This window comes from Saccharospirillum sp. ABV4_185 (assembly GCF_056159245.1).
Genome location: NZ_JBSWUW010000001.1, coordinates 862239 through 883406 on the forward strand (window position 1 = coordinate 862239; position 21168 = coordinate 883406).

Consider the following 21168-nt stretch of genomic DNA (forward strand, 5'->3'; position numbering starts at 1 on the left):
AGCGCCATTCCAAACAGAATCGATAACCATACCTCGACCAATTGACTCCGGATTTTTGTTGATGAACACAACAATCTGTGCCATAAACCTCAACGTGCGCCGGCGACAATACGCTCTCGGCGACCAGGCTTTTCGGCCTGACAAAACGATCGTTGCGGGCACCGCCCGGCTCTAAGAACAAGTCCAACAAAAACTAGAGGTTCGAACGATGCTGACCAAGAAACTCCCCGCCGCTGTGGCGGCTTTGCTGCTGGCGTGCGGTTTGTTCGGCGCCCAGGCCAGTGCCCAAACACTGCGTCTGACGCCCGGAACGCCTCCGGCACATCCCGGCCATACGCCGCTTTTTACCGCCTTTGCTGAACAGATCGATGCGCGCACCAATGGCGAACTGACCGGCACCATCCTCGGTACCGAAGTCGCCAACCTGGGCAATATGCGCACCGCCATCCGTTCCGGCCTGTCCGATGCGGGCATGTTCCTGCCGGCCTATTTCCCGGCTGATCTGTCCGAGATCAACCTGGTGGGCAACCTGTCCTTCCTGGGCAGCAACGCTCAGGCGATGGCGGCAGCCATGACCGAATACATTGTTACCTGCGCCGATTGCCAGGCCCAATTGAAGCAGTTGGGTGTGGTCTACGGCTCCAGCCATTCCTCCGATACCTATGTGCTGCTGACCACCAAACCGGTGCGTGATCTCGACGATCTGCAAGGTTTGCGGTTGCGCGTCGGGGGCCCGCACTTTGCGCGCTGGGCCGAAGAAATGGGCGCCGATGGTGCTAACGTCTCGGTCGGTGAAACCTTCGAAGCCATTTCTCAGGGTGTGCTCGATGGCACCATCGCCTCCACCGCGGATCTGATTTCCTTCCGCCTGGACGATGTCGTCACCCACATCACCACCCTGCCGATGGGGACTTACCATTCCACCATCTCGCACGCCATCAACGCCCGCACCTGGGCTGGCCTTGACGAAGATAAGCGTCGCATCATGGCAGAAACCTCCAGCTACGCCAGTGCGCTGGCAACCCAGCGCTGGGGCTATGAAATGCCGTCAGCGGCCGAATCCGCTGCGCGTGACGCTGGTATCGAGTTCATCGAACCGAGCGCCGAGTTGCTTGATGCATCCAACGCCTACCAGCGCGAAGACCTGCAAAAAGCCATCGAACTGGCGCAGGAACGCGACGGCATTGCCGATGCAGCGGCCAAGGTTGAACGCTTTGAAGCGCTGGTCGACAAGTGGACTGCTTTTGCCAACTCGGTCGATAACGACCCGCAAAAAATCGCCGACGAAGTGAACAGCGAAGTCTGGGATCAGGTCGATTTCTCGACTTACGGTCTCTAAGTGGTACCGGCCCGACAAGCGTCGGGTCGGTTGGTTATTGCTCGGAGAACCTTGCTGATGCGCTGGCTGTATCAACTTTCCGATCGCCTGGTGGCGGGTCTGGCTTTGCTCGGCACCCTAGGCATTATCGCCATGATGCTGCACGTCACCCTCGATGTGGTATTGCGCTCGACGCTGTCTATTTCAGTGCCGGCGACCATCGAACTGGTGACTCGCTACTACATGATCACCCTGGTGTTATTGCCCCTCGGTTGGGTGGAATGGAAACAACAGATGATCACCGTTGAAGCCTTTTCATCGATCTTAGGCGACGCCGGTGTGCGCTGGCTGGACAGTCTGGTGGCGCTGCTCGCCGCCGGCCTCTATGGCATTTTTACCCTGGCCACCTGGGACAAGGCGGTCGAACAATTTGAGCTGGGCGCTTACGTGATGGCGCTCGATCTGGCAGTTCCGGTCTGGCCGACCTATTTCGTACTGCCGCTTTCTTTTGCCCTCGCTGGCCTGGTGTGCCTGATCCGCATTGTGCGGCTGCATCACCTTACGCCTGCGATGGCTTCGCAGTAGGCAAACGCATGTCGATTGAAACCGGTTTTTATGGCTTGCTGGTGTTGATGCTGCTGCTCGCATTGCGCGTGCCGGTAGCTTTGGCGTTGATGGTGGTATCGCTCGGTGGCCTCAGCCTGATGCTGGGCTGGGAAACCGCGCTCAGCTTGCTGGCGTCCACGCCTTACGACTTTATCGCCAAGTGGACCCTGAGCGCGGTACCGATGTTTTTGCTGATGGGTTTTGTCAGCTATCACGCCGGCTTAACCGCAGGCTTATTTAACGCCGCCAAGGTGGTGTTTCGCTGGCTGCCGGGTGGCCTGGCGATTTCCAGTATTTTTGCCGCTTCCGGCTTTGCGGCGGTCAGTGGTTCCAGCCTGGCTTGCGCTGCGGCCATGGGACGCATCGCCATTCCGGAAATGGTGCGCTCCGGCTATAAACCGAGTTTCGCCTGCGGCACCATCGCCGCCGGCGGTACCATTGGCGCGCTGATTCCGCCCTCCATTTTAATGATCATCTACGGCGTCTTCGCCCAAACCTCCATTACCCAGGTGTTTCTCGGTGGCATCACCATCGGCTTGCTGACGGCCATCAGTTACAGCCTGGTGATTCTCATTGTCAGCTGGTTGCGGCCCGACATCGCACCGCGTGTTGCCCAAGGCGCGGAAGGTTACTCGGTACGCCAGGCGGTATTGGAGATCTGGCCGGTGCTGGCCCTGGGTACGCTGGTATTTGGCGGCCTGTTCAGTGGCTTTTTCACCGCCACCGAAGCTGGTGCCGTCGGTGCTGCCGGGGCCTTATTGATCAGTTTTGCGCTGGGCAAACTCAAGCCCAATCAGTTAAAGACCGCCCTGCTGGAGACGCTATCGACCACCGCCTCGCTGCTGATCATCGGTGTCGGTGCCACCATGTTCACTGTGTTCCTGAGCCTCTCGGGCCTGGCCGGTTTTATCAGCGTGGCCGTTACCAACTGGGAGCTCGGCTTTCTGCAACTGATGCTCGTGGTGGTGCTGATTTATCTGTTCCTCGGTCTCTTTATGGACCCCTTCGGCGCCATGCTGGTCACCCTGCCGATTCTGTTGCCGGTGTTCGAGCAATACGACATCAGCCTGATCTGGTTTGGCGTGCTGCTGGTCAAGCTGCTGGAAATTGGCATGATCACGCCACCGGTGGGCATGAACATCTTTGTGATTCGATCGGTGGCAGCCCAGTACGCCAGCCTGGTCGATATTTTCAAAGGAGTGGCTTATTTTCTGGTCGCCGACCTGGTGGTGGTTACGCTGGTCATTCTGTGGCCGGAACTGGTGCTCTTTATGACCGGTTGATACCGGGCGGAACAGGCGGTGATGGTGATAAACTGCACCGCTTTGAGCGTTACCTTTGCTGGCTTCATCCAGCTTGCTATATCCAACAGGACGATAAGACATCTATGAGCGAGACCAAGACCGGCATCGACTACAGCCTGCTGAATTCACTGGTCGGTTATCGGCTGCGTCGGGCTCAGCTCGCCTACTTTGAAAACTTCACCGCGACCTGCGCCGACTTCGGCGTCACTCCCGGTCTGTTTGGTATTCTGGCGATCGTCCGCAACAACCCGGGGCTGACCCAGACCGCTGTCGCCCAGGCCATTGAAACCGACCGCTCGGCCATGGTGGCGGCGGTCGACAAGCTGGAAAAACTGGCGCTGATTGAACGCCAGCCTTCAGAAAATGATCGCCGCTCTTACGCGCTTTACCTCACCGAACACGGCATCCGTTTCACCGATGATCTGCACAAAAAAGTGCTCGCTCACGAAGCTCATTTTGAACAGGTGATGAACTCGGGTGAAAAAGAATGGCTGCTCAGTATTCTGACCCGCGTCATTGATCTGGAGCGTTAAGCGCGACTGACCTTTCGACATATATACAGCCTCGCCAAACCCCTCTACTCTGGCCGCACCGTGCTCGACTACAACAACGACCTTTGATGGAGGCATGATGATGGCGGCGTTAATCCTTGGCCTGGTGTTATTTCTCGGCGCCCATTCGGTGCGCATCTTTATTCCTGGCGTCCGTACGGCGCTGCTCGAAAAACTCGGTGAAATGACCTGGAAAGGTCTGTTCTCGGTGGTATCACTGGCGGGCTTGGCGTTAATCGTCTGGGGTTACGGCCAGGCGCGCATGGCGCCGGTCTGGCTGTGGGTCAGCCCGACCTGGACCTATCATCTGGCAGCCTTGCTGATGCTGCTGGCTTTTGTGTTACTGGCGGCGGCCTACATTCCCGGCAACCGCATCAAGGCACGCATGGGGCATCCCATGCTGCTGGCGACCAAGGTCTGGGCGCTGGCGCATTTAATCGCCAATGGCACCCTGGCCGATCTGCTGTTGTTCGGTGGTTTTCTGGTTTGGGCGATTGCCGACTTTGCGGTCTCACGGCGGCGTGATCGCGCTGAGGGAGTGACCTATCCGGCGCTCGGCATCGGTCGTGATCTGGCGGTGTTAGTCGTCGGTCTGGTGGGTTATGGCGTCTTTGCGTTCTGGCTGCACGGCCTGTTGATCGGTGTTCGTCCTTTCGGCTAACAGCGTCAAGCGGTTATTCCACTTTGTTGAGCAAAGAGGATAACCGCTACTGTTTTTCCTGCTCGATACCGGCTTCGAACCGATCCAGTAATTTATCGATCTTGCGTTCCAGCTCGCGATTGTGCGCCAGCAACACCGCATTCTGTTCGCGCAATTCGCGATTTTTAACATTGGTATCAGCAAAGCCCAGTAACTTATCGGCCACCAAAGCGCCGATAAAACCCACCAGACCAACACCCAGATAAAACATCAGGGCGACGATCAACCGGCCACCAAAGGACACCGGATAATAATCACCAAAACCAATGGTCGACGCCGCCATCTGCAAGGTCCAGAAGGCATCGGCGTAGCTGTGAATATTGGCGTTGGCGGCGGCACGTTCAAACCACAGCAACACCGGCGACAGAGCGCCAATGCAGCCGTACAAGATCAATACCGCCAACAAGGATAAGAACGTCAGTCGATAATTTTTGACGCCGTATTGATCGACCACATAACCCCATGAATCCAAAGACATGGAACCTCCTTCGCCACTGAGCCAGCAACCTGCGCCGGACGTGCGTTGCGGTCAGGCCAGCCATAATCCCAGCAGACCGTATAGCAGTGCCCCGGTCAAGGTCGCCACACCGACATTGCGGGCGACTTTCAAGGTGGCCAGCACCGCCAGCGACGCCAACAGCAAACGCATTACTCCAACCTGCTGAGCGGCCAGATCAACCAGTGACACCACGACCAGCGCGCTAATCGCCGCCACGCCCAATGCACTCAACACCAGCGCCAAAGCACCGCGACCAGCCGCCAGTTGCTGGCCATAAAGCATCGGCAACAGGCGCATCAGATAGGTACCCAGACCGGCCAACAAAATCAGCAACAACAGCTCATGATGGGTCATGCATTGCTCTCCTTCTGCGTCAGCGGCCGGGCACAGGCGCCAAGCACCATGCCAATCATCAACGCCAGGTGTGATGGCAACCAGATCAACGCCAACGCCGTGACCACCAGCGTGAATGCAATCACCGGCCACAAGGAACGCTCAAAAGCCTGCCCCAGCAAGGCAATAAAGAGCGCCGGCAACACAAAGGACAGCGCATCGCTCAGCCAGCCATCAGCGCCGCCCAATTCCGTACCCAGCCAGACGCCAACCAGAGTACCCGACAGCCAGGAACCGTAAGCGCCGCAACCAACGCCCAGACACCAGGCCGGTGGTAACGGCCGGCGCGTGGATTCGGCCATGGCAGTAGCGAACATTTCATCGGTCAGCCCCCAGGCGACAAAGGGCAGCAATTTGCCCGGCGGACGCTCTAACTGAGCAACCAACGCCGGGCCATAAAACAGATGGCGCAGATTGAGCATCCAGAGTGCCGACAAGGCCGGCCAAAAACCGGTGCCGGCCACCACCAGACTGACCAGCACAAATTGCGAGGCGCCGGCAAACACAATCAGTGAAATCAGCATGGCCTGAACGCCGCTGAGCTGCGCCTGCAAAGCCACCACACCAAAGGAAAAAGCCACCGGGAAATAACCCACGGCCAATGACGCACTTGCCGCCAGGCCGGAAGCCCATAAGCGCAGCGCTGATCCAGAAGATGACGTCACCCATTCGCCCCTAATAAAACCCAGCCGCTTTGTACCGCGCTGGTTGGGGCAATACAAGCCCGACTGGAAATAGCGATCAGGGCACCGCCAAAGGCGTCAATCAATGATAAAATCAACCGATCATTTTCGGTTGGAGTCCACCATGACCAACATTCTCAGCCAACTGCAAAACCACCGATCCATCCGCAAGTTCACCACCGAGCCAGTCGCACAAAGCACCGTTGAAGAACTGATCCGCGCCGGTCAGGCGGCGGCCACTTCCAGCTTTATTCAAGCCTGCACAGTGATACAGGTGAGTCAGGGCGAACGGCGCGAGCGGCTGGCAGAACTTGCCAACAATCAGGCTTATGTTAATGATGCGCCGGTTTTTCTGGTGTTCTGCGCCGACATGCATCGCCATCAAATTGCCTGCGATATGCACAACGCCCCGATGAAAAGCGGCTTTACCGAGCAGTTTCTGACCGCCTCGGTCGACTGCGCGCTGTTCGCTCAAAACGTTGTGGTCGCAGCTGAGAATCAGGGTCTGGGCATCTGCTACATCGGCGCCTTGCGTAACAACCCCGAGGCGGTTGCTGAATTATTGCAATTACCGCACCTGAGCTATCCGCTGTTCGGGCTGTGCATCGGCCACCCGGACCAGAACCCGGAAGTGAAACCGCGCCTGCCACTGTCGGTGGTACTGAAGCAGGAAAGTTACAGCGACGCTGACGACGAAGCCGCTCTGCGCGACTATGATGACCAGGTGCGTCAGTACTATCAGACGCGCACCGGCAACCCACGCAGTCAAAGCTGGACCGAACAGATTTCCGGCATGCTGCAAAAAGAAGCGCGACCGCACATGCTGCCGTTTTTGCAAAGCCGTGGTTTCATCAAAGAATAACTACAGATAAAACAGAGGCGTCGAATAACGACGCCCGCTCGACGCACAATTCAGGAGACGCCGTCCATGCCCGAACAGGAACTGAGATCAGACTCTGTCACCCTGATCGCCTGGGTCTTTATTATCCTCGCCGCCCTGATGACCTTAATCGGCATCGCGCAAAATTTGTTGATCTACTGGCTCTATCCAGACTTTCTGCCGGAACTGAGCCGAAACCTGTCCAGTGCACCACCGCTGGCCCGTTTTCTGGCGGTGCATCTGCATTGGCTGGTCGGCTTGTTTACGGCACTTTCAGCCGCGCTTTTTATTGCTGCCATCGGCGTACTGAATCGCTTCGAATGGGCGCGCAGACTGCTGATCAATTTATTGATCATCGGCTTAGCCTGGAAAGTCATCAACCTGATACTGATGACTCTGTTTATGGCCGAACTGCCACTGGCCCGAGCCAGCATCATTCATGGCCCTGCCGATGTGCAAAATTTCCAGACGCTTATGGTCGGTTTTAATGCCATCTTGACCATCGCCATCGGCGCGGTACTGATTCGAATTTGTCATTATCTGAGTTTGCCGAAGGTAACGGTCGAATTCAGTAGCCTCGGCTCGATTGAAGCCGTAGCCCACTATCAACCCAAAGAACACCACTGACTGATTTACCGGTCTTGGCGATAGGCTAATAAAAGACCCCGGAGATAATGCCCGCTATGATCCGCAGTTATTGCGCTGACGATATTGATAGCGTACTGGACATCTAGCTGACCGCATCGATCAAAGCACATGACTTTGTGGCAGCCGAATTCTGGAGTAATCATCTGGATGCCATGCGTGATCTTTATATCCCGGCATCACAAGTGTATGTCTACGAAAAAGAGTCCGTCGTTCTCGGCTTTTATGCGTTGCACGACAACAGCCTGGCTGCACTCTTTGTTGACCCCGGGCACCAGGGAGCAGGCATTGGCAGCCAACTGATGGCGCATGCGCTGCAACAGCGCAGGCAACTCGAACTGACTGTCTATAAAGATAATGCACCCAGCGTAGCGTTTTATTTGGCACGGGGTTTTAACATCAGCAGCGAACAAACCGATGAGCACACTGGCCATATCGAGTATGTGATGAGCCATCCATAACAGGATACCAAGATGAGTATTGAAGGCGGCTGTCTGTGCGGGAAAATTCGTTATCGGATCGAAGGTCCGCTGGACAGTGCCGAGCATTGCCACTGCTCAATGTGTCGCCGCTTTCACGGCGCTGCCTTTTCCAGCTATGCGGATTTTAACCCCGATAACTTCCACTGGTTGCAAGGCGAAGACCAAGTCGGTATTTACGAGCCGAACCCTGGCAAAGGCTGGGCCTTCTGCAAAACCTGCGGCTCCAGTTTGGGCATGCCGGGCGCCGACGGACGCTTAACGAGCGTTGCTCTGGGAACGGTAGAAGGCGACCCTGGTATCCGCCCAAGCGAACATATGTTTGTTGGCTCGAAGGCGGTCTGGTACGACATTAGCGATGCTCTGCCGCAACATAAAGAGCGGGAATAATCTTCGATGTCGACAACACAGAAGCCTCTGATTCAGACTTTTCAAGACAGCTACAGATCAAGATGTTTTGACATCTTCGCCGAGCTCGATGGCTGGTTTGGCAGTGAAGAACTAAATACTGAGTACGCTGAACAATTGAGTGAAACAAACTCTCTGGTGGCGTTGATCGATAATAAAGTCGAAGGCGTTATATCGCTGCAGTGGCACTACGACACAACGGCAGAAATTTATTCAATGGCGGTCAGCCTGGCACACCATCGAGAAGGCATCGGTAAACAATTGTTCGCTGCGGCAGAATCACTCGCTCGCCATCATCGATGCGACTTCCTGCACGTAAAAACGCTGGGCGATACTTTGCCACACCCAGGCTACCGTAAAACCCGAGCATTTTATGAAGCCTGCGGTTTTAAAAAGCTCTTTCAAACTGAAGATCTTTGGGACGGCTTACCGACTATGCTGTACGTTAAGTCTGTAACCTAAAAACCAAGTATTCGGATGCCGCCTCTGTTAATCATTAACGCCGCCTTGTGATGAAACCATCTGACCTGGAATACTCCTCAGCCCAACTCTCTGATGCTATCGCCTTAGCCGACATCCGCGCCAGGGCAATGCAGCCCAGCCTCGAATTAGTGGGCCGTTATGATGAGCAGCGTGTTCGGCAACGATTGCTCAGCACCTTCCAGCCCGACGATACGCAAAAGATTTTCTATCAGGATAAGTTAGTCGGCTTTTATGTGTTGCTGAATAAAGTTGACCATCTCTATCTGGATCATTGCTACATCGACCCGGAATTTCAGAGCTTCGGCATTGGCAGTGTCGTTATTACTGACATTAAAATGATCGCACAACAGCAGCAAAAACCCATTCGCTTGGGTGCATTAAAAGGCAGTCGTTCCAATCGTTTTTATCGTCGGCATGGTTTTAAACCAAAACACGAAGGTGAATTCGATATCTACTATCAGTTTGATGCACCGACCGACGGGATCGAAATTTTAATCGCCCAAGCAGCGGATGTTATTGCCATTCGCGATTGCGCCGAACAGGCGTTCGCTCAGTACATCGAAGCGATAGGCAAACGACCAGCGCCTATGGATGCCGACTTCGACGACCAGATCAGCAAGCAGCAAATTTTCATCGCCCAATACCAGTCTCAGTTTGCCGGTTATGTTGCCTGCTATCCGGATGGTGATGCATTGCATCTGGATGCGGTCGCGGTATTGCCTGCCTTTACCGGACGCGGTATTGGCAAGCGTTTGATCGACTATGTGGAACGCAAAGCAAAGGCGGAAGGTTTTCTAGCGGTGGAATTATTCACTAATGAAAAAATGACCGCGAACCTGACCATTTACCCAAACCTGGGTTATCAGCAAACCGACCGTCGTCTGGACCGGGGCTACCAGCGTGTATTCTTTCGCAAGCCGGTTTAGTCGTCAGCGAAAGGACCTAAGTGTTCAGTAATAATCCACCAGCGGCCTTGTTCAAAAATTAACACCGTAGTGCCACGGCCGCTACCAGAAGCGGCTTCGCCGTCGATCATTCCCTGCCAGTGAAATTCATAGAGCGCGATGGCTGAAGTGGCTGACTGATAGGCCCAATGCAGATTGGTAATGGCGTAGCGCTCATCTTCAATGCTGCGAAAATTCTGTTCAAAAACGGCGCGGACGGCGGCCTTGCCTTTAAAGGTGCCGTTGGCAAAGGTAACTCAGACATTGTCGTGTAACAGCGGTTCAACAACCGACCAGCGTTGTGACGCCAGCGCCTTTTCATAATTGTCCAAGAGTTCGGCGGGAGTCATCGCTGCGATCTCTTTCATAACAAATCCACCCGCGCATTAAAGGCCAAGACCACCCGTTCTTGATCGCCAAAATACGGCAACGCCGAGTGCTTTAAATAGGACGGAAAAATCACTACCTGGCCAGCCACGGGTGCCACGTCCCAAAAACCGGTGCCATCGAGATAAGCCGTACCGGCATCCATATAATGAGCGGCGTTATGGCGCGGGTCGTAAAAACGGTTTACGCCGTTGCGGGTCTGCAAATCCGAGGCGCCAGGGTCGAGACAATAAATACCGCACCAGGAACAATTGGGGTGTGAATGGGCATCGTGATAACCGCCATTAGCGGTAAGGTGATACCAGCTTTCAATAATCTGGGCATCGGGTTCAGCGTCGTCCGGCCAGTAGGGTTCGTTCACGCTGGCCGCGCATTCAAGCACCAGATCGGTGAGCAACTGACGCAAGGTTTGCAGGTCGGCATCGTCGCTGTCGAGAAAATCCAGCTCACTTTCGAACAGGGCGTGTTTGGCGCTCACCGCTACCTGGCTGGCGATAGCCTGCTGGGATTGATCACGATGCGCCTTGATGGCATCGAGTACCGGCTGCTTCATCATGTCATGGTAAGGGTTGGTGCACAGAAACAAATCGGTGGTCCAGGTGGGCCAGTGTTCGATATCGGGCGGATCGGTGATCAGGGTGTCGGTCATAGCACAGTCGGAGGTTGAATAATGATCCGCAGTGTAGCGATCACACTGGGTTAGGAACAGCGCTATTGCCGCGCCTCATCAGGCTGACTAATCTGCTTAAGTCACCTTTGCCGAGTCGCCATTATGACGCAAGCCTCCAGGCCCTGGCTGTTGCCCTTGTTGGCCCATCTCGTGCTGATCATCAGCGTCCCGGTTTGGTTTATTACCCTGGTGTTCAGCGGGCTGCTGTTAACCGGCCACGACCCAGGCCCTCCCGTCACGGCTTATCTGCTGTTCGCGCTGCTCTGGTTGACCCCGGCCACTATGGCCGGCCTGCTCTTGATGCTCTGGCACGCCCTCTATCAGCGCCTGGCCGTGCGCGCCAATCGACTGGCCATGGCCCTGCTGACCATCCAAATCATCAGCCTGCTTTTGCTGCTGGTCACCGACTGATCTTCGCTGTCGGCCCGGTTTCGTTGCTACAATAGCGGCCTTCCACTTTTAAACGCCGCGGAGCCGATCAATGCTGCAACAGGACGACACTCACCTGAACCTGCGCAACCTGACCAGCGAGGATTACCCTCAGTTGAAACGGTTGATGGATCGTGTCTACGACGACATCGGCGGTGCCTGGTACAAAGAAACCATCGACACCCTGGTCGCCGATTTCCCGGATGGCCAGATCGTTATCGACGACGATGGCGTGCTGGTCGGGGTCGCACTCAGTTTGCTGGTCGACTACGCCACCTTTTCCAACCCGCATAAATATGACGACCTGATCGGCCATCGCGAAATTATTCTGAACAATCCAGATGGCGATGCGCTCTACGGTCTGGACGTATTGATCGATCCGGATTACCGCGGTCACCGTCTCGGTCGTCGCCTGTACGACACGCGCAAGGAACTGTGCCGTTCGATGAATCTGCGCGCCATTCTGGCGGGCGGTCGCATTCCTAATTATCACGAACATTCGGACCAACTGAAACCAACTGAATACATCGATCAGGTCGCGCGTAAGGAAATCCACGATCCGATTTTATCTTTCCAGCTGGCCAACGATTTTCAGGTCAAACGGCTGATGCGCAAATACCTGCCCGAAGATGAAAAATCGCACGGCTACGCCACCTTACTGGAATGGAACAATATCCTCTTTGAACCGGCTGATCGCGTCATCGAAAACACCCGAACCCAGGCACGCGTCGGTGCTGTTCAGTGGCAAATGCGGGTGTTCGAATCGGTCGATCAGGTACTGCAACAAGTCGAATATTTTGTCGATGCTTTATCGGATTATCAAAGCGACTTCGCCGTCTTTCCAGAGCTGTTTAATGCACCGCTGATGGGCCTGACCGATCAGTCCGATCAGGTCGCGGCCATTCGTTATTTAGGGACTCACACCGAAGCTTTCAAAAGCGAACTGTCGCGGATGGCGGTGAGTTACAACATCAATATTATCGGCGGTTCGATGATCGAAGAAGGCGACGATCAGCGGCTTTATAATGTCGCTTATTTATTCCGCCGCGACGGTACCACCGAACGCCAGGCCAAACTGCATATTACGCCGCAGGAAAAACGCGACTGGGTGATCGAAGGTGGCCACGAACTGGCGGTCTTTCAAACCGATGCTGGCCGCATTGGCATGCTGATCTGCTACGACGTGGAATTCCCCGAACTGTCGCGCCTGCTCGCCGACGACGACATGGACATTCTGTTCGTGCCGTTCTGGACCGACACCAAAAACGGTTACCTGCGGGTGCGTCATTGTGCTCAGGCTCGCGCCATTGAAAACGAATGTTATGTCGTTATCTGCGGCAGCGTCGGCAACCTGCCATCCATTGAAAACCTCGATATTCAATACGCTCAGTCAGCGGTGTTCAGTCCGTCCGATTTCGCCTTCCCACACGATGCGGTATTGAACGAAACCACGCCCAACACCGAGATGATTTTCTTCTCAGATCTGGATTTTTCACGCTTGAAGATCGTCCGCAATGAAGGCTCGGTCACCAACCTGAAAGACCGCCGCAAAGATTTATTCAGCTTAAAACGGCGCGTGCAACTCAGCCGTGGTGACGACTAACGAGTGCCATGGCCATGTATAAAAAACTGAAACAATTCGCCACCGCCATGAAAACCCGGCTGGTGGTTTTATACTTGGCCGTGCGCGACTCAAGAACGCCCTGGTACGCCCGCGCTTTGGGCATACTGGTGGTCGCCTATGCGCTGTCACCCATCGATTTGATTCCCGATTTTATCCCCGTCTTTGGCTTGCTCGATGATCTTCTGTTGGTGCCGATTGGGTTGTGGCTGGTCGATCGGATGATACCGGCCGAGGTGCGCACAGAGTGCACTGAACGCGCCGAAGAATTCGGACCGATCAGCGCCAGCAGAACCGCTGGCGCTTTGATCCTCGTGCTTTGGGTTGCCGCCGCAGCTTGGCTGGTGGATATTTTGCTGCGGCGGTTCTAGCTTTGTTTAGGGGCAATCTTCGATGATAACTTCGATTTCCCCAATCAACGCACCCTCAGCACCACTGTAGCTGTAAACCAACACAGCACCGTTATCCAGCAATGGTTTTAAGTTTGGAAGGGTACAGCTTTGCTCGATTAAAAATGGCGTCATGATGTCGTAGAACTGCTCATTTGATATGTCATCTACGGTGAGTTGCACAAACCGATAGTAATACACCAGGCGATGCCCATCGGCTTCCAGTTTTTCCAGCACCGTATCCGCATCAACATTCATCGGAAGATGAGGGTTGGTTGTGTCCGCCAGTGCAATTAAAGCCATAACCAAGGGGTCTGTATTCTCCTTTCCCTCGCATGCCATGGCTTCCTGAGAACCTTGATGCTCTTCCACGATGCGCCATTCGGCGCCACGTTTTTCCACCACCATAAAGTAGTTGGTATCGGCATAGCACTTGTAATGCGAATATCGGTCTGCACTGATGCGTGCTCGATTTTCGCTTAACAGCTCAATCTGAATATTACTGAACTCACTCCAATCGTTCAGGTCTTTTGCTTGCTGTACAACTGCTGGATACAGGCTCTTGTACTGAGAACCGCTCAGACGTTGGCTCGTTTCAGTACCATCCGACTTCTCAATGGTCGCGGATAAAATGGCATCGTCCGCATAAAGTTGAAGAACATCGGCATCAAAATCCCGGCCTAATGCCTGGTAGTCATTAAAAAACGTTTGAACTTCTTCAGTTAAGCTTTGGTCCGAAATAACGTCCTCTGACCAGGAAGTCGATGCCACTAATAAAAGCAGAAACGATGCTACTGACTGACCAAGTATATTGACTTTATTCACTTTTATTCCTTATAAAAATACACAAATTGTGTGTTTAATTATCATCTAAAAGGACAGCCGGCATTGCCGATGCAATATCCACCTGCCCCAAACTATCCATTAGATGATGACCGTCCTTGTCCATATAAAAAATATTAACATTACCCAAATCGCTCTCGCCATTGGCGTCAATCGAAACGATGTCATGTCGTTCCAACTAGCTCACACTCTTGCAGTTGATCACGTGATTAAATGGCAATTCAACAAGATCAGAAACGTCTTTTATTTTTTAAATAACGAACAATGTCTCTCGCTGACCCAAAAATCATGGAACATAGACCGATAAAAATTTAAATTCATAATACCCATTTCTTTCATATACGTTTGCGCTTAAAACCAAGTCGCTCCTGCCTTCCTCATTTGAGTATAAATCAACAAGTATTTCCCAATAATCCACCATCCATTGGCATTGCGAAGTATTCCAACTCTCCTCTGGTAAAGCCTTAAGCGAAACACCGTAGGACTTAATATTTTTATTGATAGAATCCATATCTTCTTCGGATACAAGAATGACATCCCTACCCTTGTTATATTTATAATCGTTATTAATTAGGTGGCTAATAAAATCGATAATAACTTCACGCCATCTAGTAGGGATTGGACATACTCTACTCTCATCTTTGATTACTGGATATTCATCAGACATAGTCATTATTCCTGTTTATTCAACTGTTCCCGAATGTAATTCTCTGTGACAATCTCTGCATACTTCAGCATGATTATCTGGCGTAGTTCTACTACCATCAGCATGCCGGTCAATATGATGGCCAGCTGAATTCGAACTATCAATTCTTGTACCACATCCATTTGCGCACTGGTGATCCTGTTCAGCACGCTTGGCCTCGCGTTCTGCCCGGGTAAAAAATCTTTGCGGATCTCGTTCTGAAGGAGGTGCAGATCCAGGGCCGCTAGCCGGTTTTGGCAATGTTGAGGTATTGGATTTTTTCTCAACATCTACTATTGCATCTACAATATCATCTGCATTTTTGGCTGCATAACGAATGGTACCCGCTACACCTGTTGCAAACGGAACCGCCATCATTACGCCATCGACAGCTACAAAAGCAACATCCATCAAACCTTCTTTAATGTTGCCCTGCGAGAAATTATTGATGGCGCTGGTTATAACAATGCAAATGCTGGCATTTTCTACAACGAAATTTAGATTTTCTCCAACTGACTTCCTCGTAATATGGAGTCTGCTCTTAGCGTAAAATTATGTACCACCAACGTACACTTTGCCATTAGGCAAACTAAACACCCATGACTCTATAGTTTCAGTAGAAAAGATTTCTATGAAGTTCCCATCGGATAATTCGAAGACGGGATCAACACTTAAAATTGAACTTTGAAAGCTCATTCCTACTATTTGCAGGTTTTTAAGCTCACTCACTAATACGTCAGCTTTCTTATCCAAGCATGCACACTGCACAGACTCTGGACTACTAACGCGCCAAGCGCTTAGCGTTGAAAATTGCCACCCATCTCCAACAAGAACGAGCACATCACCATCCCATGATGCCTCTTTCACAGTTAATGGCAATATGCTTTCTATATTGCTTAATAGATCGCTCATAATAATATTTAAGGACCTTGAACTACATGAGAAATTTCTCAAGCATGTTGTTTCCGATCCGCTAAGAATCTTCTTCTAGAAAATACAAACTCCAGTGTTAAAAGGAGTCAAGACTACTCGATCAATCTCTGACGTCGAAGAAAAGCCCTCTTTCATCTAATTGAAAATTAAACTTAGGTAGCTCCTTTGTATAGACAACCTCGTTGAGCGTAAAGCAGAAATCATCTTCACCAGTTACAGAAATACAAATCAAAAAGCCATTATCAAACTCTATCTCACATATACCTTCCGAAAGTTCAAAACGCTTTACCCGGGCACCTTCAGACCATCTGAGCTTTGCCAGTTCATAGGCTTTTACAGGTTCATCCGGTTCAACTCCAGAACCAAGTTCAGCGACCTTCCTATTCCAAGTCAGTCTATTTCCAATCCACCAGTCTTCCAAAATAGATATCTCAAAATCCTTTGGCAAAATGCTATCACCATACTTAACTTCCTTAGGTTGATTAAAATATAGAGTAAAATTACCTCCAAAATTGAAGCTATTAAAGTAAGAACCAACCAACCACTGACCTAATATTTTTTTAGCATAAGATGGATTGCTCATGTGTTTACCTCAAGGTATTTGACCATGCGTATGCCCAATTCTCCGTCGGTCGTCGGCACTTACATTTCCTCGTATCCTTTCACCATTTGGATGAACATATTGTCTATTGTCACCCTCTGTTGTAATTATTCTTTGGCCAGAATTTCTATCACCATTAGCTCTACCTTCCATTATTCGAACATTCATCGGGCCATGAGATGTTTCAATTCTATAAATATCTCCGGGTTCACCTTTATTAGTTCGACCAATATGCTCAGCACCAGCACTCTCCAGACTCGATTTCAAACCAGATTGACTAGCGTGCGTAGCCGTACCGATACAAAGATATATACTGGGCACCGGTAATTTCCTGACTAACCTCGGTTCCATTCTCTCGCTTTTGGATACCAGTCAGCTGAGCGTTATCGGCATAGATATCCGAAACATCCAAATCGAAATCCTGAACCATTGACTGGTAACTATTAAAGAACGCATTGACATCATTGGATAGCTCTTGGCCGGACGCTTCCAGGATCATACCAACCGATAAAACCAACCGACCTATTCCAAAAGCTAACTTTTGCAGAGTTCCTTTAATTTTCATACTGAAATCCATATGTATATTGATTATCTAATGCCAAACCAGGCAACGTTATTCAAAGAAACTCACAGCCCTAAAAAGTAAAAATACTTTCCGAAAACATATCAACTAGAATCAACCGTCCAACACCATAGACTATTTCCAATACCCCTAACCCATATCGATTTTCGAATTCACCACTTATCGATAGAACATGCCCTAATAAACAGAAGAACAGAAGAAAGTCTTTTCAAGTCATAGGAAACAGGTATGGATTCGTTATCCAGTAGCCTACACAGACTTTCCCAATCGTCAGTAATCTGACCTAAATAAAGCTTTTTAGGTTCACTATTGATATCGAACAACTCATCTTCAGACACCTCCCAATAGTAGTCTAAGGAACTTAAGCTGATATCTAGATCTTCAAAAGCTCTATCTATTAGAGCTTCGAAGATCAATAGAAGTTCTTTTTTCTCAAACCGCATTCTATATTACCTCTCCGGAACTGACTGATCGCCACTTTTAATTCGATCTATCTGACGCCTAAAATTTCTAATTTGATGTCTTAAACTCTCTATACGTCGATCTACAATATGCTGTCGTTGCTCTGCATTTCTTGCATTGCGCAAGTGTCCTCTATTGTCATGAGCGCCCGGATTTTCTATGTAATCCTTTAGTTTCTTTTCGTGCTGCTCGATCTGTCGCTCTAAACCACGAATCGCTCGTTGTTGAGAGTTGGTTAGCCCTGCTAAGCCGCCGCCTGGATCACAGGCATTGTGAATCCATAACCGGGACGAACCCACATAGTAAGTTTGAAAATCCTCAACGGTGTAGTTATAAGCCTCTATCAGTATTGGTTCTAGGTCGACAGATTCAACTAAGACATGCTGGCTATCAGCATTGACCAGCGATTGACCGACTACCAGCTTACCTGCTGGTACAAACCCCAGATCACTCACATAAAACGGATGCTCTTGAGTCGTAGTTATTGTTTCCCTTCCACCCTCTGGGGTTACTACTGTCAACTGCATACCATCATCATGGTGATGGCTATAAGCATCCAGGATATGTTTATAGGCCATAACACCCGTGTTTTCATCTCTAGCGAGTACCTGGTCTCCTCGCTCAAGCGCCTCAATAGCTACGAAACCAGTCGGTGTAGCCACCAAAGTCCCAGCGGCAAAACTACATGCTCTGGCCAGTGGAGTAACATCGCCTACGATTACCTGAGGATTAACATCGGCGTTTTTCATTCCGGCCCGAATTATTCCCGTGCCACCAGGTGCCACCGGGACTGCCATTAAAACACCATCTACAGCCGCAAAAGCTACATCCATCAGGCCTTCTTTAATATTGCCTTGCGAAAAATTATTGATGGCGCTGGTGATACTCATACTGATGCTGGCAATTTCCAGGGCAATTTCTAAATACTCACCGTCTGGGTCCTGAGCAACATAAGGGCTGTTGTTAACGTACAGATAGCGGTTAAACGACAGCGTATTGCTGTCTATAAAACCTACCGGATCCGGCTGCAAAAACCGTCCAATCACCGGGTTGTACCAGCGCGCTTCCATATAGCTCAGGCCCGATTCCGGCACGAACTCGTGCCCGGTGTAACCGACCTGAACTTCGTCTTCATTTTCCAAGGCTTCGCCGAAGGCGCTGTATTCGCGTGTCCACAGTACATCGCCTGCTTCATCCATGGCGACGACGGGTGTACCCAGGTGGTCTGTTAAGTAGAAGGTGACGATTTCACCTTCGGGTCGGTCTGCCAGGGCAACAGCGGGTATCAGCCAGGCAACGAGCAGCGCTTTTATCACATTTTTCATGGTCTATTCCTTTGCAACCCATTCATCCATCAGCACTTGTTATTTGAGTTCCACTTAAGGCCAGCTCACTTTGCTGGGATCAAACGCTGGATTGCCACAGGAGAAGCTGGGTTTGCTCTGCCAGGCATACCAAGTTCGACTCCGTCCGGTGTAATACCGGCCGGAACTGACAATGCGTTGTCCTATTTACTCACCGTTCTCATCAAAGGTGTATTCGTACACACGCCAAGGTTGATAACATTTATACCGCCGCTTGCCAGTCGAGGGTTTACTGTAATCCCGCTCTACACCGCCATTGGCGGACTTAATTCTTGTGCGCAGCAGGAAGTCATACAGGGAGCCTCTGTTCACACCATCGGCATCGTAGTGATTCATCCACACATAATATTCACGGCGAGTACTGCTCACGGTGTCCCAGGTACCACTGCCAGAATCGTAGTTGTGCGGCCAGCGATCATAGGTGCGGAATAGTGGTATTGCTTGCGCCACCGCAATCCCAACCGGACTTCCGATGGGTGTCCAGTTAACTCTTTGACTACTGGTGAACAAGCGATTGACCTGAGCCTTCAGGGTCAGGCGCTCGACATCCACACGGCTGCGCCGTCGGCGATACTCGTAATAGCTGGAACGACTGACGCCGAAGGCTTCACAGACCCTTTCTGTTGATTCCTGCTCCCTTAATCGGTCTATCAGCGCGTACGATTCATCTCGTCCGACATCAAGAGAGCGGTAGCCTTTTTTAAGATCGCCTTCTCCCGTTCCAGGCGATTGCAGCGGGCTTCCAGTTCCTGGATTCGGCGCTGCTCTGAGGTTAGGGGGCCTTGCCCTTTGGGGTGACGCCGTCACGCTCCTCGGCCAGTTGGTTAACCCAGCGCCGAACTGTGGTTTCACCAACACCCAGGGACACGCTGGCCTGCGCGATGGTGTAACCTTGATCCAGCACTAGGCTGGCGGCCTCTTGTTTGAACTCAGGAGAAAATGAACGTCGCTTTCTGGTTATCAGACACCTCACTTATGGCGGTAACTTTACCACCTACTTTGGTGTCCGGAATTATTGAACCACTACATACCGTGCTTATCGCCTACAAGTTCAAAAAGAAAAGCATTGCTCCGACCTAACCTTAAACAGCCGCTTATAAAGTTCTTAGCTGAACTTGTAGATAACCTTACAAATTCATTCCAAGGCTTTTCAAAAATGTCGGAGTAGTCCGCAATATCATCTAGCACTGGCTTTCTAAGCCCGTCATCATAGACCCTAAAACCTTCGATACCTATGATGGCATAGTCATGCTCAATGCAGACTTTAATAAACTCAGCACATAACTGTCCGGGAATTAGAATTTCATCCCCAAACGCATAACATCTGGTGATGAAATTATTATAAATTTCTTTATTCATCAAAAGGTGACACCCAGTCATCACGCCGTGTATCAGAAACTTGAACAATACTGCCATCAGTATCATTCCTAACCACATAATGTCCATCTTCTCTAATATAAGCAGTAGCTGGATCATTTCTTCTTGTGCCATCCGGCATATGACGTGTATCCCTGACTTGTACTGTTCTATGTGGGTTATTCACCGTATCACTTATACCTCTCCGGTCCCAGCCACGACGAGTCATTTGCCTTTCGATTTTCCTCTCTATTTTAACTGGTAGATTATCGGCTCCTCTTCCAATATTGGACAATGCCCGACCGCCATCAAAAGCGTCATCAGCTTTATTCATTAGTCGAGTCAAACCGCCAACACCCACGGCAGGTAAAACCAGTGATATCCCATCTGCAGCCACAAATGCCATATCTTGCGCCGCCTCAGCCATATCACCTTGTGAATAATGGTATATCGCACTGGCTAGGCCGACTGTAATACTCGCGATTTCAACCAGCCATACATACTCCCCATCCGGATCAGTCCCTACATAAGGGCTGTTGTTGACATACAGGTATCGGTTAAACGAAAGCGTGTTGCTGTCTGTAAAACCCACCGGATCCGGCTGCAAAAACCGGCCCATCACCGGGTTGTACCAGCGCGCTTCCATATAGCTCAGGCCCGATTCCGGCACGAACTCGTGCCCGGTGTAACCGACCTGAACTTCGTCTTCATTTTCCAAGGCTTCGCCGAAGGCGCTGTATTCGCGTGTCCACAGTACATCGCCTGCTTCATCCATGGCGACGACGGGTGTACCCAGGTGGTCTGTTAAGTAGAAGGTGACGATTTCACCTTCGGGTCGGTCTGCCAGGGCAACAGCGGGTATCAGCCAGGCAACGAGCAGCGCTTTTATCACATTTTTCATGGTCTATTCCTTTGCAACCCATTCATCCATCAGCACTTGTTATTTGAGTTC

The 21168-nt window shown here is 51.4% G+C and carries 27 protein-coding genes and 2 pseudogenes; 14 read left to right on the plus strand and 15 right to left on the minus strand.

Annotated elements, in window-relative coordinates; translation table 11 throughout:
• Positions 1 to 208 precede the first annotated feature (208 nt).
• The 5 genes from ACXAE6_RS03775 (at position 209) to ACXAE6_RS03795 (ending at position 4440) form a co-directional block, all read left to right on the plus strand.
• Positions 209 to 1339 carry a C4-dicarboxylate TRAP transporter substrate-binding protein gene (locus ACXAE6_RS03775; protein ID WP_475144717.1) on the plus strand — a complete coding sequence of 377 codons (1131 nt, stop codon included), beginning with the start codon at positions 209 to 211 and terminating at the stop codon, positions 1337 to 1339.
• A gap of 57 nt (positions 1340 to 1396) precedes the next feature.
• A complete protein-coding gene (locus tag ACXAE6_RS03780; protein WP_392798454.1) occupies positions 1397 to 1903 on the plus strand; it encodes a TRAP transporter small permease in 507 nt (168 codons plus the stop codon).
• Positions 1904 to 1911: 8 nt separating this feature from the next.
• Complete coding sequence (locus ACXAE6_RS03785; protein WP_475144721.1) at positions 1912 to 3207, plus strand: TRAP transporter large permease; 1296 nt, start codon at positions 1912 to 1914, stop codon at positions 3205 to 3207.
• Positions 3208 to 3311: 104 nt separating this feature from the next.
• Positions 3312 to 3761 (plus strand): MarR family winged helix-turn-helix transcriptional regulator, encoded by a 450-nt coding sequence (locus ACXAE6_RS03790; RefSeq protein ID WP_475144724.1) that lies wholly within the window; start codon positions 3312 to 3314, stop codon positions 3759 to 3761.
• 100 nt (positions 3762 to 3861) lie between these two features.
• Positions 3862 to 4440, plus strand: coding sequence for an NnrU family protein (locus ACXAE6_RS03795; RefSeq protein ID WP_475144727.1), 579 nt, complete (start codon positions 3862 to 3864; stop codon positions 4438 to 4440).
• Between the two features lie 46 nt (positions 4441 to 4486).
• On the opposite strand, the gene ACXAE6_RS03800 is transcribed toward ACXAE6_RS03795, so the two are convergent.
• Genes ACXAE6_RS03800 through ACXAE6_RS03810 form a run of 3 tightly spaced genes read right to left on the minus strand, consistent with a single transcriptional unit; the run spans position 4487 to position 6036 of the window.
• Positions 4487 to 4957 carry an ion channel gene (locus ACXAE6_RS03800; RefSeq protein ID WP_475144731.1) on the minus strand — a complete coding sequence of 157 codons (471 nt, stop codon included), beginning with the start codon at positions 4955 to 4957 and terminating at the stop codon, positions 4487 to 4489.
• Between the two features lie 51 nt (positions 4958 to 5008).
• On the minus strand, positions 5009 to 5332 hold the full coding sequence (locus ACXAE6_RS03805) for an AzlD domain-containing protein (RefSeq protein WP_475144734.1): 324 nt from the start codon (positions 5330 to 5332) through the stop codon (positions 5009 to 5011).
• Entirely contained in the window at positions 5329 to 6036 is a 708-nt protein-coding gene (locus tag ACXAE6_RS03810) for an AzlC family ABC transporter permease (protein ID WP_475144737.1), read from the minus strand. The genes ACXAE6_RS03805 and ACXAE6_RS03810 overlap by 4 nt, the downstream gene beginning before the upstream one ends.
• A 142-nt stretch (positions 6037 to 6178) precedes the next feature.
• Here ACXAE6_RS03810 and nfsA point away from each other — a divergent pair, with 142 nt between their 5' ends.
• From nfsA to ACXAE6_RS03840, 6 genes are all read left to right on the plus strand, one after another.
• A complete protein-coding gene (nfsA, locus tag ACXAE6_RS03815; protein ID WP_475144740.1) occupies positions 6179 to 6916 on the plus strand; it encodes an oxygen-insensitive NADPH nitroreductase in 738 nt (245 codons plus the stop codon).
• 66 nt (positions 6917 to 6982) lie between these two features.
• A complete protein-coding gene (locus tag ACXAE6_RS03820) occupies positions 6983 to 7561 on the plus strand; it encodes a hypothetical protein (protein WP_475144742.1) in 579 nt (192 codons plus the stop codon).
• A gap of 137 nt (positions 7562 to 7698) precedes the next feature.
• Entirely contained in the window at positions 7699 to 8040 is a 342-nt protein-coding gene (locus ACXAE6_RS03825; protein WP_475144745.1) for a GNAT family N-acetyltransferase, read from the plus strand.
• A gap of 12 nt (positions 8041 to 8052) precedes the next feature.
• On the plus strand, positions 8053 to 8448 hold the full coding sequence (locus tag ACXAE6_RS03830; protein WP_475144748.1) for a GFA family protein: 396 nt from the start codon (positions 8053 to 8055) through the stop codon (positions 8446 to 8448).
• A 6-nt stretch (positions 8449 to 8454) separates the two neighbouring features.
• Positions 8455 to 8928, plus strand: a complete 474-nt coding sequence (locus ACXAE6_RS03835) for a GNAT family N-acetyltransferase (protein WP_475144752.1) — start codon at positions 8455 to 8457, stop codon at positions 8926 to 8928.
• 50 nt (positions 8929 to 8978) lie between these two features.
• Complete coding sequence (locus tag ACXAE6_RS03840; RefSeq protein WP_475144754.1) at positions 8979 to 9875, plus strand: GNAT family N-acetyltransferase; 897 nt, start codon at positions 8979 to 8981, stop codon at positions 9873 to 9875.
• Here the strand turns inward: ACXAE6_RS03840 and ACXAE6_RS03845 are convergent.
• A pseudogene (locus ACXAE6_RS03845) lies at positions 9872 to 10135 on the minus strand (nuclear transport factor 2 family protein); the annotation flags it as partial. The gene ACXAE6_RS03840 and the pseudogene ACXAE6_RS03845 overlap by 4 nt on opposite strands.
• A 122-nt stretch (positions 10136 to 10257) precedes the next feature.
• Positions 10258 to 10929, minus strand: coding sequence for a putative 2OG-Fe(II) oxygenase (locus ACXAE6_RS03850; protein ID WP_475144756.1), 672 nt, complete (start codon positions 10927 to 10929; stop codon positions 10258 to 10260).
• A 123-nt stretch (positions 10930 to 11052) separates the two neighbouring features.
• Between ACXAE6_RS03850 and ACXAE6_RS03855 the strand changes: the two genes are divergently transcribed.
• The 3 genes from ACXAE6_RS03855 to ACXAE6_RS03865 all read left to right on the plus strand — a co-directional run bounded on the left by ACXAE6_RS03855 (position 11053) and on the right by ACXAE6_RS03865 (position 13371).
• Positions 11053 to 11361: a hypothetical protein gene (locus tag ACXAE6_RS03855; RefSeq protein WP_475144759.1), complete on the plus strand. Its 309-nt coding sequence runs from the start codon at positions 11053 to 11055 to the stop codon at positions 11359 to 11361.
• A 70-nt stretch (positions 11362 to 11431) separates the two neighbouring features.
• Positions 11432 to 12982 carry a GNAT family N-acetyltransferase gene (locus ACXAE6_RS03860; RefSeq protein ID WP_475144763.1) on the plus strand — a complete coding sequence of 517 codons (1551 nt, stop codon included), beginning with the start codon at positions 11432 to 11434 and terminating at the stop codon, positions 12980 to 12982.
• 8 nt (positions 12983 to 12990) lie between these two features.
• On the plus strand, positions 12991 to 13371 hold the full coding sequence (locus ACXAE6_RS03865; RefSeq protein WP_475144767.1) for a YkvA family protein: 381 nt from the start codon (positions 12991 to 12993) through the stop codon (positions 13369 to 13371).
• Between the two features lie 6 nt (positions 13372 to 13377).
• Here the strand turns inward: ACXAE6_RS03865 and ACXAE6_RS03870 are convergent, their stop codons facing one another.
• The 10 genes and pseudogenes from ACXAE6_RS03870 to ACXAE6_RS03915 all read right to left on the minus strand — a co-directional run bounded on the left by ACXAE6_RS03870 (position 13378) and on the right by ACXAE6_RS03915 (position 21117).
• Positions 13378 to 14214 carry a hypothetical protein gene (locus ACXAE6_RS03870; protein WP_475144770.1) on the minus strand — a complete coding sequence of 279 codons (837 nt, stop codon included), beginning with the start codon at positions 14212 to 14214 and terminating at the stop codon, positions 13378 to 13380.
• Positions 14215 to 14518: 304 nt separating this feature from the next.
• A complete protein-coding gene (locus tag ACXAE6_RS03875; protein WP_475144773.1) occupies positions 14519 to 14899 on the minus strand; it encodes a DUF7668 domain-containing protein in 381 nt (126 codons plus the stop codon).
• Between the two features lie 15 nt (positions 14900 to 14914).
• On the minus strand, positions 14915 to 15328 hold the full coding sequence (locus ACXAE6_RS03880; protein WP_475144778.1) for an HNH endonuclease signature motif containing protein: 414 nt from the start codon (positions 15326 to 15328) through the stop codon (positions 14915 to 14917).
• Positions 15329 to 15469: 141 nt separating this feature from the next.
• Entirely contained in the window at positions 15470 to 15829 is a 360-nt protein-coding gene (locus ACXAE6_RS03885; RefSeq protein WP_475144780.1) for a hypothetical protein, read from the minus strand.
• Between the two features lie 121 nt (positions 15830 to 15950).
• Positions 15951 to 16433, minus strand: a complete 483-nt coding sequence (locus ACXAE6_RS03890) for a hypothetical protein (RefSeq protein WP_475144783.1) — start codon at positions 16431 to 16433, stop codon at positions 15951 to 15953.
• A gap of 295 nt (positions 16434 to 16728) precedes the next feature.
• The gene (locus ACXAE6_RS03895; RefSeq protein ID WP_475144785.1) at positions 16729 to 17016 is read right to left on the minus strand and encodes a hypothetical protein; all 288 of its coding nucleotides are present in this window, start codon (positions 17014 to 17016) and stop codon (positions 16729 to 16731) included.
• Positions 17017 to 17483: 467 nt separating this feature from the next.
• Complete coding sequence (locus ACXAE6_RS03900; protein WP_475144788.1) at positions 17484 to 18821, minus strand: polymorphic toxin-type HINT domain-containing protein; 1338 nt, start codon at positions 18819 to 18821, stop codon at positions 17484 to 17486.
• 531 nt (positions 18822 to 19352) lie between these two features.
• A pseudogene (locus ACXAE6_RS03905) lies at positions 19353 to 19821 on the minus strand (transposase); the annotation flags it as partial.
• Positions 19822 to 19883: 62 nt separating this feature from the next.
• Positions 19884 to 20219, minus strand: coding sequence for a hypothetical protein (locus ACXAE6_RS03910; protein WP_475144790.1), 336 nt, complete (start codon positions 20217 to 20219; stop codon positions 19884 to 19886).
• Positions 20212 to 21117, minus strand: coding sequence for a colicin E5-related ribonuclease (locus tag ACXAE6_RS03915; protein ID WP_475144794.1), 906 nt, complete (start codon positions 21115 to 21117; stop codon positions 20212 to 20214). Before ACXAE6_RS03915 ends, ACXAE6_RS03910 begins: the two co-directional genes overlap by 8 nt.
• Positions 21118 to 21168 lie beyond the last annotated feature (51 nt).

Coding starts and splice junctions, on each gene's coding strand:
- ACXAE6_RS03775 (WP_475144717.1), top strand. CDS start 209: ATGCTGACCAAGAAACTCCCCGCCGCTGTGGCGGCTTTGCTGCTGGCG.
- ACXAE6_RS03780 (WP_392798454.1), top strand. CDS start 1,397: ATGCGCTGGCTGTATCAACTTTCCGATCGCCTGGTGGCGGGTCTGGCT.
- ACXAE6_RS03785 (WP_475144721.1), top strand. CDS start 1,912: ATGTCGATTGAAACCGGTTTTTATGGCTTGCTGGTGTTGATGCTGCTG.
- ACXAE6_RS03790 (WP_475144724.1), top strand. CDS start 3,312: ATGAGCGAGACCAAGACCGGCATCGACTACAGCCTGCTGAATTCACTG.
- ACXAE6_RS03795 (WP_475144727.1), top strand. CDS start 3,862: ATGGCGGCGTTAATCCTTGGCCTGGTGTTATTTCTCGGCGCCCATTCG.
- ACXAE6_RS03800 (WP_475144731.1), bottom strand. CDS start 4,957: ATGTCTTTGGATTCATGGGGTTATGTGGTCGATCAATACGGCGTCAAA.
- ACXAE6_RS03805 (WP_475144734.1), bottom strand. CDS start 5,332: ATGACCCATCATGAGCTGTTGTTGCTGATTTTGTTGGCCGGTCTGGGT.
- nfsA (WP_475144740.1), top strand. CDS start 6,179: ATGACCAACATTCTCAGCCAACTGCAAAACCACCGATCCATCCGCAAG.
- ACXAE6_RS03820 (WP_475144742.1), top strand. CDS start 6,983: ATGCCCGAACAGGAACTGAGATCAGACTCTGTCACCCTGATCGCCTGG.
- ACXAE6_RS03830 (WP_475144748.1), top strand. CDS start 8,053: ATGAGTATTGAAGGCGGCTGTCTGTGCGGGAAAATTCGTTATCGGATC.
- ACXAE6_RS03835 (WP_475144752.1), top strand. CDS start 8,455: ATGTCGACAACACAGAAGCCTCTGATTCAGACTTTTCAAGACAGCTAC.
- ACXAE6_RS03840 (WP_475144754.1), top strand. CDS start 8,979: ATGAAACCATCTGACCTGGAATACTCCTCAGCCCAACTCTCTGATGCT.
- ACXAE6_RS03850 (WP_475144756.1), bottom strand. CDS start 10,929: ATGACCGACACCCTGATCACCGATCCGCCCGATATCGAACACTGGCCC.
- ACXAE6_RS03855 (WP_475144759.1), top strand. CDS start 11,053: ATGACGCAAGCCTCCAGGCCCTGGCTGTTGCCCTTGTTGGCCCATCTC.
- ACXAE6_RS03860 (WP_475144763.1), top strand. CDS start 11,432: ATGCTGCAACAGGACGACACTCACCTGAACCTGCGCAACCTGACCAGC.
- ACXAE6_RS03865 (WP_475144767.1), top strand. CDS start 12,991: ATGGCCATGTATAAAAAACTGAAACAATTCGCCACCGCCATGAAAACC.
- ACXAE6_RS03875 (WP_475144773.1), bottom strand. CDS start 14,899: ATGTCTGATGAATATCCAGTAATCAAAGATGAGAGTAGAGTATGTCCA.
- ACXAE6_RS03880 (WP_475144778.1), bottom strand. CDS start 15,328: ATGGATGTTGCTTTTGTAGCTGTCGATGGCGTAATGATGGCGGTTCCG.
- ACXAE6_RS03885 (WP_475144780.1), bottom strand. CDS start 15,829: ATGAGCGATCTATTAAGCAATATAGAAAGCATATTGCCATTAACTGTG.
- ACXAE6_RS03890 (WP_475144783.1), bottom strand. CDS start 16,433: ATGAGCAATCCATCTTATGCTAAAAAAATATTAGGTCAGTGGTTGGTT.
- ACXAE6_RS03895 (WP_475144785.1), bottom strand. CDS start 17,016: ATGAAAATTAAAGGAACTCTGCAAAAGTTAGCTTTTGGAATAGGTCGG.
- ACXAE6_RS03900 (WP_475144788.1), bottom strand. CDS start 18,821: ATGAAAAATGTGATAAAAGCGCTGCTCGTTGCCTGGCTGATACCCGCT.
- ACXAE6_RS03910 (WP_475144790.1), bottom strand. CDS start 20,219: ATGAATAAAGAAATTTATAATAATTTCATCACCAGATGTTATGCGTTT.
- ACXAE6_RS03915 (WP_475144794.1), bottom strand. CDS start 21,117: ATGAAAAATGTGATAAAAGCGCTGCTCGTTGCCTGGCTGATACCCGCT.